8 protein-coding genes are annotated in these 12,769 nt (G+C 70.7%); 3 read left to right on the forward strand and 5 right to left on the reverse strand.

Going from position 1 to position 12,769, the window contains the following annotated elements; genetic code table 11:
• Nucleotides 1-65 precede the first annotated feature (65 nt).
• The 3 genes from AC1RN5_RS11645 to AC1RN5_RS11655 form a co-directional block, all read right to left on the reverse strand.
• Nucleotides 66-2,969, reverse strand: coding sequence for a TonB-dependent receptor plug domain-containing protein (locus tag AC1RN5_RS11645; RefSeq protein WP_493041306.1), 2,904 nt, complete (start codon nucleotides 2,967-2,969; stop codon nucleotides 66-68).
• A 336-nt stretch (nucleotides 2,970-3,305) separates the two neighbouring features.
• The gene (locus tag AC1RN5_RS11650; RefSeq protein ID WP_493041307.1) at nucleotides 3,306-4,940 is read right to left on the reverse strand and encodes a carboxylesterase/lipase family protein; all 1,635 of its coding nucleotides are present in this window, start codon (nucleotides 4,938-4,940) and stop codon (nucleotides 3,306-3,308) included.
• A 29-nt stretch (nucleotides 4,941-4,969) separates the two neighbouring features.
• Nucleotides 4,970-6,628 carry a carboxylesterase/lipase family protein gene (locus tag AC1RN5_RS11655; protein ID WP_493041308.1) on the reverse strand — a complete coding sequence of 553 codons (1,659 nt, stop codon included), beginning with the start codon at nucleotides 6,626-6,628 and terminating at the stop codon, nucleotides 4,970-4,972.
• 147 nt (nucleotides 6,629-6,775) lie between these two features.
• Between AC1RN5_RS11655 and AC1RN5_RS11660 the strand changes: the two genes are divergently transcribed.
• Entirely contained in the window at nucleotides 6,776-7,312 is a 537-nt protein-coding gene (locus AC1RN5_RS11660) for a GNAT family N-acetyltransferase (RefSeq protein ID WP_493041309.1), read from the forward strand.
• A 106-nt stretch (nucleotides 7,313-7,418) separates the two neighbouring features.
• Nucleotides 7,419-9,368, forward strand: coding sequence for an MATE family efflux transporter (locus tag AC1RN5_RS11665; RefSeq protein WP_493041310.1), 1,950 nt, complete (start codon nucleotides 7,419-7,421; stop codon nucleotides 9,366-9,368).
• Here AC1RN5_RS11665 and AC1RN5_RS11670 read toward each other — a convergent pair.
• On the reverse strand, nucleotides 9,310-10,218 hold the full coding sequence (locus AC1RN5_RS11670; protein ID WP_493041311.1) for a ThuA domain-containing protein: 909 nt from the start codon (nucleotides 10,216-10,218) through the stop codon (nucleotides 9,310-9,312). The two genes, AC1RN5_RS11665 and AC1RN5_RS11670, sit on opposite strands and share 59 nt — an antisense overlap.
• 13 nt (nucleotides 10,219-10,231) lie before the next feature.
• On the reverse strand, nucleotides 10,232-12,190 hold the full coding sequence (locus AC1RN5_RS11675; protein WP_493041312.1) for a pyrroloquinoline quinone-dependent dehydrogenase: 1,959 nt from the start codon (nucleotides 12,188-12,190) through the stop codon (nucleotides 10,232-10,234).
• A gap of 131 nt (nucleotides 12,191-12,321) precedes the next feature.
• On the opposite strand from AC1RN5_RS11675, the gene AC1RN5_RS11680 reads away from it, so the two are divergent.
• Nucleotides 12,322-12,768 carry a type II 3-dehydroquinate dehydratase gene (locus tag AC1RN5_RS11680; RefSeq protein WP_493041313.1) on the forward strand — a complete coding sequence of 149 codons (447 nt, stop codon included), beginning with the start codon at nucleotides 12,322-12,324 and terminating at the stop codon, nucleotides 12,766-12,768.
• Nucleotide 12,769: the final 1 nt, after the last annotated feature.

The raw sequence follows: 12,769 nt of genomic DNA on the forward strand, positions 1-12,769 counted from the left end.
GGGGATGGGCCGTCGGGAGTTCCCGAAGACGCGGCGGCCGAGAGCGCCGGCGCGTCTTCGGGGGATCAGTACTTCAGGCGCGCGCCCACCGTGATCACGCGACCGATCGGGCTGGAGACGAAGTTGTCGTAGCCGGCCGTGGCGTTGAAGAAGGGCGGGTCCTTGTCGAACAGGTTGGAGGCGTCGACGAAAACCTCGGTCTTGCCCATCCAGTTGTCGCCGGGGATGTCGTACTGGACGTGCAGGTCGAAGGTGTTGTTGGCGTCCACCTTGTCGCCGCCGCCGGTGGGCACGCCAGAGGCGTTGCGGGTCAGCGGGGTGACGGTCGTGCCGCTGTAGTTGCGGTAGGAGCCGGTGTGGTTCCAGTAGACGTTGGCCGACAGGTCGCCGTGCTCCCAACCCAGGCCGACGCGTGTCTCCAGCTTCACCGAGGGGAAGGTGGTGTTGAAGCCGGTGGTGTTGAGCACGTCGAACTTGGCGCCGCCCGTGCCCACCTGCTGGCGGAAGCGGGTCTTGTAGGAGCCGATAGCGTCGATGGAGAAGCCGCCCATCGGGGTGTCGAAGTTGTAGCTGGCCGAGACGTCGACGCCGGCCACCCACAGGTTCAGGGCGTTCTGCTGCTGGAAGTTGTAGGTGAAGTAGACCACCGGCGGCAGGGAGCTGGTCTGGGGCAGGCCGGCCGTGGCCGCGGCGATTTGGGCCGGGGTCGCGCCGGCCGGATAGATGGTGAGCAGGTTGTTCAGGCCCGCGGCGTTGACCGCCAGGGCGGCGCTCGGCGCGGTGATCCCGCCCTCGATCTGGGTGTTCCAGTAGGTCACCGACAGGCGCAGGCCGGGGACGAAGGCGGGCTGGAAGTCGGCGCCCACGCTCCAGCTCTTGCCGGTCTGGGGTTTGAGGTTCTTGTTGCCGCCGGTGATCTGGACCCCGGTGATGGTGCTGCCCAGTTGGCAGGTGGTGGCGCCGGCCGTGCAGCCGGGGACCCCGGCCAGGGACGGATAGGCCGCCAGCGGCACATTGACCGTCCCCAGGGCGTAGTTGCCGAAGCCGGACTCCCCGGTGATCCCGTTGGCGTCGCCGCGGCTGGTGAGGGCCGGGGCCACGAAGGATTCGGCGTAGTTGGCGCGGAACTTCAGGCCGTCGATGACTTCCCAGTTCACCCCGATCTTGGGGTTCGAGGTCTCGCCGAAGTCGCTGTACTTATCGTAGCGGCCCGACAGGTTCACATCCAGGCGACGCACCAGGGGGACGTTCATCTCCGGCCCCACCAGCGGGACCAGGGCCTCCACGAAGGCCGAGTTCACCGAGCGCTCATAGGTGAGGTTGGTGGTGGCCGAACCGGCGGTGGCCGGGCCGATGCCCAGGGGCCGGGTGTTGTCCTGCTTCATGGTGTAGCGGATCGTCTCGGCGCCCACCGCCACCCGCAGCGGGCCGGCCGGCATGTCGAACAGGGTCCCATCCAGCTTGAAGGTGGCGTCCTTGATGGTCTGCTTGGCCAGCGAGGTCTGGGTGGAGTCCGTCAGCGCCGCGCGGACCGCCGCCGATGTCAGGTTGGAGCCCAGCGGATGGAAGGGGTCCAAGGCGTTGGTCGCCGTCAGGGGCGAGTTCAAGATGATGGTGGAGGTGCCCGGGATCGACGGGGTCGTCTGATTGCCGCCGCCGTTGGTCGTGCCGTTCAGGGCCAGCAGGGCGCAGCTGGTGCACAGGGCGCCGAGGATCTGCTGCCGCGACTGGCTGTTGCCGACGACGCCGCCGAGGGTGGCGCGCCAGTTGTCGTTGATGCGGAATTCCGCGCCGCCGGAGACGTAGAAGGTCTCCTCGCCGGAGTCGGTGTGGGCGCCGGGGCCCAGCAGATCGTCACCCTGGAAGCGCACGGTCTCGGTGGTCGCGGTGCTGCCGGTGGGGAAGACATAGAAGGGGTTGATCTGGCCGCCCTTGCCGCTGCCCGGGCCGAAGATGGTGGCGGTGACGTTGCCCCGCGTGGTCTTGGCCTGGTTGTCGCGCTTGGAATAGACCACGTCGCCGGTCAGGCTGAGGCGGTCGCCGACGTCCTGCTGGATCTTCACCAGCATGCTGTGGCGCGTCTCGGCCGGGATCAGATCGGCGATGCCGGTGTAGTCGCAGAAGGCGTTGGCCGCCGCGTTGCTGACGCCCGACGTATAGGGATAGCCGTAGATCGTGCTGGAGCCGGCGGGCTGGATGCTGGCCGGGGCGCAGACGAAGCTGGCCAGGTTGCTGCCGCCCTGGCTGCGGTGATCGGCGTGGGTGTAGTCCCGGTCGCCGGCGCTCAGCGCCGCGCGGTCCGAATAGCCGTAGCTGGCCAGGACCGAGCCGCCGTCCCAGGTCTTGCCGGCCACGAAGGCCGCGCTGGTGGTGTGGTAGTCCTGGCCGAAGCCGTACTGGGCCGAGGCCTCGAAGCCGTCGAAGTCACGGCGGGTGATGAAGTTGATGACCCCGGCCACGGCGTCGGAGCCGTAGACCGACGAGGCGCCGTCCGACAGCACCTCGACCCGCTCCAGGGCCAGGGGCGCGATGATGTTGGGGTCGGCCAGGGCGTGGTTGATGCCCGAGAGCGGCAGGCGGTGGCCGTCGATCAGGATCAGGGTGGAGTTGGAGGCGCTGGCGCCGAGGCCGTGGATGGTGGGGGCGTTGGTGCCCGCGCCGTCGGCGCTGCCGAAGGCGCCCTGGCCCGCGGCGCCGAGGCCGACGACCGACGGCACCGACTTCAGGACCTGCTGGATGGTCTGGGCGCCGGTGGACTGGATCTGGTCCTGGCCGACGGCCACGACGCTCGACCCCACCGGGGCCACGCCGCGGATGCTGGTGCCGGTGACCACGATCTCCTCGACCTGGGTCGGGGCGTCGGCGGCGAAGGCGACAGGCGCCGCCAGCACCGAGACGACGCTCAGCGCCGTGCCGCACATCCACTTCGTCGCGCGGCCGATCCGGCCGTCCTGGCGTTCCATAAGCATACCTGCCTCCCCGTTTTGGCGGCCGTCCCGAGTGTCCGGGACTGGCCTTATGATTACGAACTGTCTGGTTCGTTCATTTCTCGGGCGCGGTTCTGCGCGGGCGCGGCCGGACCCTGGCGGATCAGGCCTCACACGCGCGGTGACGCGCTGATTTCGAAAGTCCGTTCGTTTCCCCTGAGGCGCCCCTATGCCCGCCGACGGCGACCCATGGGGTCCCCGTCACCGGAGCGTGCGAGCCGCTCATCTCTAGTTGTCGGCATGGTACTAACCGGATGGTACATGTCAATAAAAAGACACTCGTTTCGGCCGCGACACACCGGCAGGGACGCCGCGATCCTAATCCCGGGCCCGGTTCGCAGGGGGCGCGGCGGGGGCCCCCGACTGGGCCGGATGCGCCGCGAAGAAGCCCAGCCTGTCCCGATTGGGCCAGGCGCGGACCGCCACCGAGTCGCCGAACTCCACCAGCTTCTCGCCGCGGGGCTCGTAGCGCGGCCATGCCAGGCCCCCGCCGCTGGGATCGCCGGTGCGCGCGAACGTCACCAGGGCGTTGGACATCTGCTCGGCGAGCTGCCGGTCATAGGGGGTCCAGACCCGCGTCTGGCGGAAGATGTTCAGGGCGTCCTGGGTCTGCAGCCAGTAGGGCACATCGCCGGTGTGATAGGCGCCGACGCTCGCCGGGTCATGGTCGGCGAAGGTGATCCCCGGCGCGTAGGGGTGAACCCGGGAGAACAGGAAGACATAGGCCGGGGCCTTGCCGCTCCCCTGCCCCCGCGCCCAGCTCCATTGGGCCAGGCCCACCGAGGAGTCGCGGCCGGCCTCGGTGGCCACGGCGCGCACCTGGGCCTCGGTCTTCGCCGGATAGAGCTTGAGGAAGGCCTGGGCCTGGTCGCCATAGGACCGGGCGGCCTCGGCCCGGTAGTCGGCCAGGGTGCGGGGCCGGCCGATGGCGCTGAACACCTCGTCACGGGTGAAGCCGATCAGGATCGGCACGTCGTTCTGCTGACCCTTGGCGAACAGGGCGGCCGGCTGGTCGGGCAGGACATGGCCGTCGACGATGGGGGCGAAGGCCTGGCCCGGAAGCTGGCGGGCGGCCTGCAGGATGCGGTCGGAGGGCAGGTCGCGCATCTCGGCCAGGGAGCCGACGCCGAGCGCCTTCTGCAGGGCCAGGCCGCTGGCCTCCCCCTGGACCCTGTCCCCTACGGACCCGAAGCCGGAGGGGGCGAGCTGGCTGCCGCTCATCCCCACCGCCCGGTGGAACAGACCCTTGCCCATCGGGCTGGCCTGCAGGTCGGAGACCGACATGGCCCCGGCCGACTGGCCCATGATGGTGACGTTGCCCGGGTCGCCGCCGAACCTGGCGATGTTGCGCTGGATCCATTGCAGGGCCGCGACCTGGTCCATCAGGCCGTAGTCGCCCGAGTGGCCCTGCTCGGCGCTCAGCGCCGGATGGGCCATGAAGCCCAGGGCGCCCAGGCGATAGGCCAGGCTGACATAGACCACACCCTTCCGCGCCAGGCTCTCGCCGGCGTAGTTGGCCATGCTGGCCGAGCCGCCGGAGAAGCCGCCGCCATAGATCCAGACCATCACCGGCAGCTTCTCGGCCTTCTGCGGCGGGGCCCAGATGTTGAGATAGAGGCAGTCCTCGCTGGTGGCCTCCTCCCCGAAGTAGTGGTTGATATTGTGGGCGCGCAGGCCCTGCGGGCACTCCGGCGCGAAGCGGTCGGCGTTGAACACCCCGGCCCAGGGCTTGACCGGCGCCGGCGCCCGCCAGCGCAGCTCGCGCACCGGCGGGGCGGCGAAGGGCACGCCGAACCAGGCGCGCACGCTGGAGTCCAGGACCTTGCCGGCCAACCGGCCGCTGTCGATGGCCACGGGTCCTTCCGGGACCTCGCGCTCCACCACCTGGGCCTGGGCGGAGGCGGCGAAGGCCAGGGCGGCGAGCGCCCCGCAAAGACGTGTCGCGAGACGCATGGGGCGCTCCGGTTCGGGGGTTCGAGGGATCAGTCGCGCGGGCGGCCGGGGACCGGCGCGGGCGGGGCCGGCTGTGGCAGGGTGGCGGCGAAATCCAGACGCTTGGTGTTCATCGGCAGGACGCGGACGCTGTCGCCGAACTCCATCAGCTTCTCGGACTTCGGCGTCCACTTCGGCCAGGCCATGTCCGGGGCGCTGGGATCGCCCGAGGTGGCGAAGGCGATGATGGCGTTGGACATCCGGTCCGACAGGGCCCGGTCATAGTCGGTCCAGGTGCGGGTCTGGCGGAACAGGTTGAGGCTGTCCTGGGTCTGGAACCAGTAGGGCACGTCGGCGGTGTGATAGGCGCCAACGGTCTTGGGATCATGGTCGGCGAAGACCACGCCCGGCGTATAGGGATGCACCCGGGAGAACATGTAGATGTAGACCGGCGCCTTGCCGGTGCGGGCCTGCAGGAGGGCCCAGTTGCGCATGGCCGCCTCCACGGCGGTCTCGCGGGCGGCGTCCCCGCCCACGGCGCGGATCTGGTCGTCGCTCTTCACCGGATAGGCCTTCAGGAAGGCGTCGGCCTTGTCCTTGTAGAGGTCGCGGGCGGCCGCCTCGTAGGCCGCCACCGTCTTGGCCGCCTTCAGCGGGCCGCCGCTCTCGTCATGGGTGAAGCCCACCATGATCGGCACATCGTTCTGGGTCCCGTCGACGAAGATCTCGCGCGGCGACTTGGGCAGGAAATAGCCATCGACGATCGGTCCCACCCGGATCGAGCCGGCGCAGCCCAGCTGGCAGTCGGCCTGCAGGCTGAGGATGCGGTCGGCGGGAAGCTGGCGCATGGCGTCCAGGGAGGCCGCCCCGAGCGCCTTCTGATAGGCCAGGCCCGTCGCCTCCCCGGCCGCCAGGTCGGAGGTGCGGTTGGAGCCGACGGCGCTGCCGCTCATGGCCACCACGTGCTGGAACAGGCCCTTCCCCAGCGGGCTGGCCTGCAGATAGGAGACCGAGGCCGCCCCGGCCGACTGGCCCATGATGGTGACGTTGTCGGGGTCGCCGCCGAACCTGGCGATATTGGCCCTGATCCACTTCAGCGCCGCCACCTGGTCCAGCAGGGCGTAGTTCCCCGAGGCGTGATGCGGCGATTCCGCGGTCAGCTCCGGATGGGCCAGGAAGCCCAGGGCGCCGACCCGGTAGTTGAGGTTGACGAAGACCACGCCCTTCCTGGCCATCGCCTCCCCGTCATAGTTGGCCATGCCGGCCGAGCCGATCGTGAAGCCGCCGCCATAGATCCAGACCAGCACCGGGGCCTTGGCCGGCGCCTTGGCGGCCGGCGGCGTCCAGATATTCAGATAGAGGCAGTCCTCGCTCGTGGCCTCCTCCCCGAAGTAGTGGTTCAGGTTGTGGGCGCGCAGGACCTGGATGCACTCCGGGCTCTTGCGGTCGGCGTTGTAGATCCCCTTCCAGGGCGCCACGGGCTGGGGCTCGCGCCAGCGCAGCTCGCGCACCGGGGGCTTGGCGTAGGGCACGCCCAGATAGGCCCGGACGTCGGAGGCCAGGGTCTTGCCCGCCACCAGGCCGCTCTCGGTGGCCACAGGCTCGCCGGCCGGCCGCTCCACCACCTGGGCGCTCGCCGCCCCGCCGAGGGCCAGGACCGCAAGGGCGCCCAGGGTCACGCGGCGCGCACGGCCGATCATGGATGTCATCTTCGTTTCCTCACCGCGCGGCGCGTCTTCCTGGCGCCGTCATCTCCGGACTCACATTTCAAACTAACCAGTTCGTTAGTCAACGGCGAAGACGCCCTGCCGAGCTTGGACTTGCGAGGGCGCGCGACCCGTGACTTTAGGGTTCGCATGCCGCTCCAGCCCGCCGCCGAACAAGACCTGCCCGCCATCGTCGCCCTGGTGAACTCCGCCTATCGCGGCGAGACCTCCCGCCAGGGCTGGACCACCGAGGCCGACTATCTGGCCGGCCAGCGAACCGATCTGGAGACCCTGACCCGCGACCTGGCCGTCCAGCCGCAGGCCGCCCTGATGGTCTGGCGCGATGATCCCGAGGCCCCGATCCTGGGCACGGTCTGGCTGGAGCCCGCCGAGCCCGGGGTCTGGTACCTCGGCATGCTCACCGTCCGACCCGACCTCCAGGCCCGGCGCCTGGGCCGCACCCTGCTGCACGCCGCCGAGGCCTTCGCCGAGCGCCGTGGCGCCCGCCGCATCCGGATGACCGTGGTCAATATCCGCGACACCCTCATCGCCTGGTACGCCCGCCGCGGCTATGACCCCACCGGCGAGACCCGGCCCTTCCCCTATGGCGACCAGAGGTTCGGCCAGCCCCTGCGGGACGATCTCGAATTCGTGGTGCTGGAAAAGGCCCTGCCGCCGCCGACTTGAATGAATCTGCATTCACTGTTGCACTGATATCATTCGTTCGTGGGGAGATGGCGTCCGATGCTGGCGTTCAGGGCCACCGTGGCCCGAAGCGCAGGAGCTCGCAGCCATGTCCTTCCCCCCTCCCCCCGGCCGCGCCGTATCGGTCGTTCGTCTCGCCGCGCCGCTGACGGCGCTCTTCCTCATCCAGAACGCGGTGCAGCTGTTCGCCGTGGCCCGGGTGGGGCAGCAGGGCGACGGCGCCCTCGCGGGCCTGGGGGTTGGGAGCGCGGTCTTCGGCCTGCTCCTGGCCCTGCTGTTCGGCTTCGACACCGGGGTCCAGGCGGTGGTGGCCCGCAAGACCGGCGCGGGCCAGGCCACCCAGGCGGGGCAGGCCCTGACCGACGGCCTGGCGCTCTCGGCGCCGATCGGCCTGCTGCTGGCCCTGGTGGCCGCCGCGCTGGGTCCCCACGCCGTCGCCCTGCTGCTGCAGGATCCGGCGGCCGCATCTGCGGGCGCCGCCTATCTGCGCGCCGCCGCCCCCTCGATCCTGTTCCTCAGCCTGACGATTCCGGCGAACGCCTACTGGATCGCCTCGGGCCGGCCGGCCATCGCCTTCCTGGTGACCTGCCTCGTCGCCCCTCTGCAGATCGCCATCACCTGGCCGCTGGTCTCGGCCGGCGGCGCCGGGGGCGCGGGCCTGGCCAGTTCGCTGGCCGCCCTGGCGGGCCTGGCGATCCAGGCCGCCCTGGTCCTGCGCCTGAGGCCGGCGCCCGGCTTCCTGCGGCGGGGCCCGGACGCCGCCGGCGTCGCCACCATCCTGCGGATCGGCTGGCCGGTGAGCGCCCAGCAGAGCCTGCTGCAATTCGGCCTGATGCTGGCCTTCGCCATCGTCTCCCAGCTGGGCGTCGCCCAGGCGGCGGTGCTGAACGTGCTGGCCTCCCTGACGCTCGTGCCGATCCAGATGGCGACGGGGCTGGGGGTCGCCGCCGGCGCCCTGGTGGGCCAGGCGCTCGGCCGGGGCGATCCTCAGGACGCCCGGCGCTGGGGTTGGCAGGTCTCCATCGGCGGCGCGCTGGTGATGCTCCCCCTGGGCCTGCTGGCCGCCCTGGCGCCGCGCGCCGTGCTGGGCTTCTTCCTGACCGAGCCCGCGACCCTGGAGCTGGCGGTCTGGCCGGTCCAGGTGCTGGGGCTGGGGGTCGCGATCGACGCCGTCGGCCGCATCCTGGGCTTCGCCCTGCGCGGCGCCGGGGCCACCAAGTCGGCCACCATCATTCCCTTCGTCGTCCAGTGGCTGGCCCAGCTGCCGCTGATGTGGTGGGTCGGCGTCAAGCTGGGCTACGGGCTGAACGGCGTGGTGGCCGTGCAGTTCAGCCTGGCCCTGGTGGAAGCCGTCGCCCTGGCGCTGATCTGGCGCGGCGGAGGATGGACGCGGGTGCGCATCGCGAGCCTGCCGGCCGGAGACGTCCCCCCCGCCAGGCCGCGGGCCGGCGGCCCGATGACGCGCATCGCCATCCTGGGGGGCGCGGGCTCGGGCAAGTCGACCCTGGCGCGCGGGCTCGGCGAACGGACGGGCCTGCCGGTGATCCACCTGGACCGGCTGGTCTATGGCCCCGACTGGACGCTGCGCGAGACCGGCGAAGTCCGGGCCGACCTGGCGCGCGCCCTGGCCTCCGGCCGCTGGATCGTGGACGGCGCCTATCCCGAACTCGGCGACCTGATCCTGCCGCAGGCCGACCTGGTGCTGTGGATCGACCAGCCGGCCTGGCGGCGGCTGTTCCGGGCCTGGCGAAAGACCGTGGTCCATCGGGGCCGGAGCCGGAGCGACCGCCCGGACGGCTGCGAGGAGGCCTTTGGCCTGGACTACGCGCTGGCCATCCTGCGCGTCGGGCGCTGGACGCCTCAGGTGTCGCAGGCCCTGCACAGCCTCGCGCGGGGCCCGGTGGTCCGGCTGAAGGGGGACCGCGACGTGGCCGACTTCCTCGCCGCCATCGCCCCGTCCCGGCCCGTCGCGCGCGGGCCTATTTCGGCAGCGGGTGCGGCCTCACTGGGGCGTCGGTCTCCCGCAGCACCCATTTGATGGCTTCCAGGTACATGGTCTGGGCGCGGGGGTCGTCCCAGGCCGCGTCCGGATGCCCGATCGTCGAGGAGAACACCCGCCCCTTGCCGTAGGTCTTGACCCAGGCGATCGGGAAATCGCCGTCCGTGCGGTGGACCCGCTTGTTGGTCAGGTCGAGCTTGCTGGCGTCGAGGCGGGCCAGGACATCGACCTTCTCCCGCGAATAGGGGGTCATGTACTGGTACATCTCGTCCCTGAAGGTGAAGCTCTTGGGCAGGTGCTTCATGGCCGGGAAGTCGGGCTCCTCGACGATCACCGGGGCGTCGAAGATCCCCCAGGGATGGTCGTCGAAATAGCCCCCCACCATCTCCCCGTACTCCGGCCACTTGCTGGCCGTCGCGGTGGCGGTGTGGACGGCGACGAAGCCCTTGCCGTCCTCGTGGACGAAGGCCAGCAGATCGGCCTTCTGGCTGTCGGAGAGGTCGAGATCGCCGTTGGTGTAGAAGACCACGGCGTCGAAATAGTCGAGGTTGCGGCCCGGCGCCTGGCGCCGGCCGCCCTTGGCGTAGTCGCCGGTCCCCCAGGTCTCGCCCTTGGTGACCCACTGGGTGTCCGTGCGCAGGAAGGCCACATAGGCCCCGCTCTTGCGGCCCAGCTGCTCCAGGGTGGCCATGGCGTGGCTGACGGAGTCGTGGGCGATCTGGTTGCCGGTGTGCAGGTCCCCGATGATCAGGACCTTCTTCTGCCCGGCATAGGGGTCGCGCCACGGCGGGCGGACGCCCGGGGCGGCGGCGGCCGGCGCCTGGGCCGCGGCCGGCAGGGCCAGTCCGAGGAGGGCGATGGCGGCGAGCGCCGCGAACCGGAGGGTCATGGCGTTTCTCGCTCTAGGGCAGGACGAAGACATTGAGGGCGTCGCTGGTGATCGGGCTGTCGAGGAAGCTGCCCCCGGTGGCCACCACCGCCACGTACTGGCGGCCATCCTTGCCCTGATAGGTGATGGGGGTGGCGTGGGCCGAGGCGTCCAGCTTGACGGTCCACAGCTCGGCGCCGGTTTTGGCGTCGAAGGCGCGGAAGCGGCTGTCGTCGGTGGCGCCGATGAACACCAGGCCCGAGGCGGTGGCGATGGCGCCGCCGATATTGGGTCGGCCGGTCTTGGCCACCTCGGGCGGCAGGTTGTCGCTGACCCCGAGCGTGCTCTGCCAGGCGATCTCGCCGGTGTTGACGTTGATGGCGGTGAGCGTCCCCCACGGCGGCTTCTGGCACATCAGCTTCTTGTCGCGGTCGGAGAAGCGGCCGGAGCTGTCGCCCTGGGTGCTCAGGGTCCCGTCAGGGTTCTTGGTGAGCTGCTCCACCTGGCCCAGGTTGTTGGCGTTGACGAAGAAGTAGCCCAGGGCCGGGTTGAAGGCGCCCCCGCCCCAGTTGGCGCCGCCCTGGCGGCCGGGGAAGTTGATGGTGGGGGTGTTGAAGCCGAGCGGCAGGTAGGGCCCGCCGAACCGCATCTTGTTGGAGACCACGAAGTCGCGGCAGAAGGCCTCCAGCTCCGGGGTCACCGTGGCGATGTCGTCGAGGGAGAAGGATTGCCGCGCGAAGGGCGGCGGCTTCACCGGGAAGGGCTGGGTCGGCGAGGCGACCTCGCCCGGCACGTCGCTCTTGGGAACCGGGCGCTCCTCCACGTCGTAGAGCGGCCTGCCGGTCAGGCGGTCGAGCAGGAAGAACATCCCCGACTTCGACACCACGCCGACGGCCGGGATGGTCTTGCCGCCGCGCTTCAGCTCGATCAGGGCCGGCGGGGCCTGGCTGTCCAGGTCCCAGATGTCGTGGTGCACCACCTGGAAGTGCCACAGGCGCTTGCCGGTGTTGGCGTCCACCGCCACGATGGTGCTGGAGAACAGGTTGGCCCCCAGCCGGTCGCCGCCGAAGCGGTCCCAGGTCGGCGCGGCCACCGGCATGAACAGCATGCCCCGGGCGACATCGACAGTCATGAAGCCCCAGACATTGGCCCCCGAGCGGCCGTCGCCGCTGTCGCCGGCCCAGGTGTCGCGGCCGAACTCGCCCTTGCGTGGGATGGTGTGGAAGGTCCAGGCCAGCTTGCCGGTGCGGACGTCCCAGGCGCGCACGTCGCCCGCCGCCCCCATGGCCGGGAACTCCTGGGTCGCCGAGCCGGTGATCACCAGGTTCCTGTAGACGATGGGGGGCGAGGTCAGGCCGTACTGGCCGCCGGTGTAGCCCTGCATGACCTCGGGGGTCTTGAGGTCCACCACCCCCTTGTCGCCGAAGCCCGCCACGGGCTGGCCCGTCGCCGCGTCCAGGGCCAGCAGCCGGCCGTCGCGGGTGGCGAACAGGATCTCCGGCGCAGCCTTGCCGTCCCCGGGCCAGTACTCGACCCCGCGCTGGGACGGCTGGCCGGGACCGGTCACGTCATAGGACCAGATCTGCCGTCCGGTTTCCGGCTCCAGGGCCACCACCTTGCCGTAGGGGTTGGTGAGGTACATGACCCCGCCCACCACCAGGGGCGTGGCCTGGGACGAGGGCTGGCGGTTGAACCGGCCCCGGCCCCGGGGCGCGCCGGCGCCCTCGGCCGCGCGCTGGGCGTCGGAGGCGCCGGCCGGGGGCGGCGCGGCGGCCGGCGTCGCCGGCTTCATGTGATAGGTCCAGGCCGGCGTCAGCTTGGCCACATTGGCGGGAGTGATCTGGGTCAGGGGCGAATAGCGCATCCCCCCGGCGTCATGGCCGTAGGTGGGCCAGTCGGTCTGGGCCCGGGCTCCCTGCCCGCTCAGGCCGGCCGCGGCGAACGCCAGGGCGGCGAGCGCGGCGCGGGCTTTGACAAGGCTCGTTGCGCCCATGATGTTTCTCCCCAGGCCTTCGACGACGCTTGGAATCATATTGTACGAACTGGTATGTTCATACAACAGCGAAGCGGCTATCAAGGTCGCGCAAGCCGCGCATAAGCTGCGGCGGCCGGGGAGCGAAACAAATGTCGAAGACCGTCCATGTCCTCAACGGGCCCAATCTCGACCTGCTGGGCGAGCGGGAGCCGGCGATCTACGGGCATGAGACCCTGGCCGACGTCGAGGCCCAGTGCCGCGCCGCCGCCGCCCGCCACGGCCTGGAGTTGGTCTTCGCCCAGACCAACGCCGAGCACGTGATGATCGAGCAGCTCCACGCGGCCCGGAAATCGGCGGGCGTGGTCTATAACCCCGCCGCGTTCTGCTACAATTCGGTGCCCGTCCTGGACGCCCTGAAGATGTGCGACTGCCCCCTGGTGGAGGTCCACATCAGCAACATCCACCGCCGGGAGGCCGAGTGGCGGTCCAAGTCGATCATGACCGCGGTCTCCACCGGCATGATCACCGGCCTGGGCGTCCACGGCTACGTCCTGGGGGTCGAGCACATCGCCCATCTGATCGCCAGGAAGGGCTGAG

Source organism: Phenylobacterium sp. GW821-FHT12F10 (assembly GCF_058806695.1).

What these genes read in the sequence shown, in the direction of transcription:
- AC1RN5_RS11645 (WP_493041306.1), bottom strand. Translation starts at nt 2,969, where the DNA reads ATGCTTATGGAACGCCAGGACGGCCGGATCGGCCGCGCGACGAAGTGG.
- AC1RN5_RS11650 (WP_493041307.1), bottom strand. Translation starts at nt 4,940, where the DNA reads ATGCGTCTCGCGACACGTCTTTGCGGGGCGCTCGCCGCCCTGGCCTTC.
- AC1RN5_RS11655 (WP_493041308.1), bottom strand. Translation starts at nt 6,628, where the DNA reads ATGACATCCATGATCGGCCGTGCGCGCCGCGTGACCCTGGGCGCCCTT.
- AC1RN5_RS11660 (WP_493041309.1), top strand. Translation starts at nt 6,776, where the DNA reads ATGCCGCTCCAGCCCGCCGCCGAACAAGACCTGCCCGCCATCGTCGCC.
- AC1RN5_RS11665 (WP_493041310.1), top strand. Translation starts at nt 7,419, where the DNA reads ATGTCCTTCCCCCCTCCCCCCGGCCGCGCCGTATCGGTCGTTCGTCTC.
- AC1RN5_RS11670 (WP_493041311.1), bottom strand. Translation starts at nt 10,218, where the DNA reads ATGACCCTCCGGTTCGCGGCGCTCGCCGCCATCGCCCTCCTCGGACTG.
- AC1RN5_RS11675 (WP_493041312.1), bottom strand. Translation starts at nt 12,190, where the DNA reads ATGGGCGCAACGAGCCTTGTCAAAGCCCGCGCCGCGCTCGCCGCCCTG.
- AC1RN5_RS11680 (WP_493041313.1), top strand. Translation starts at nt 12,322, where the DNA reads ATGTCGAAGACCGTCCATGTCCTCAACGGGCCCAATCTCGACCTGCTG.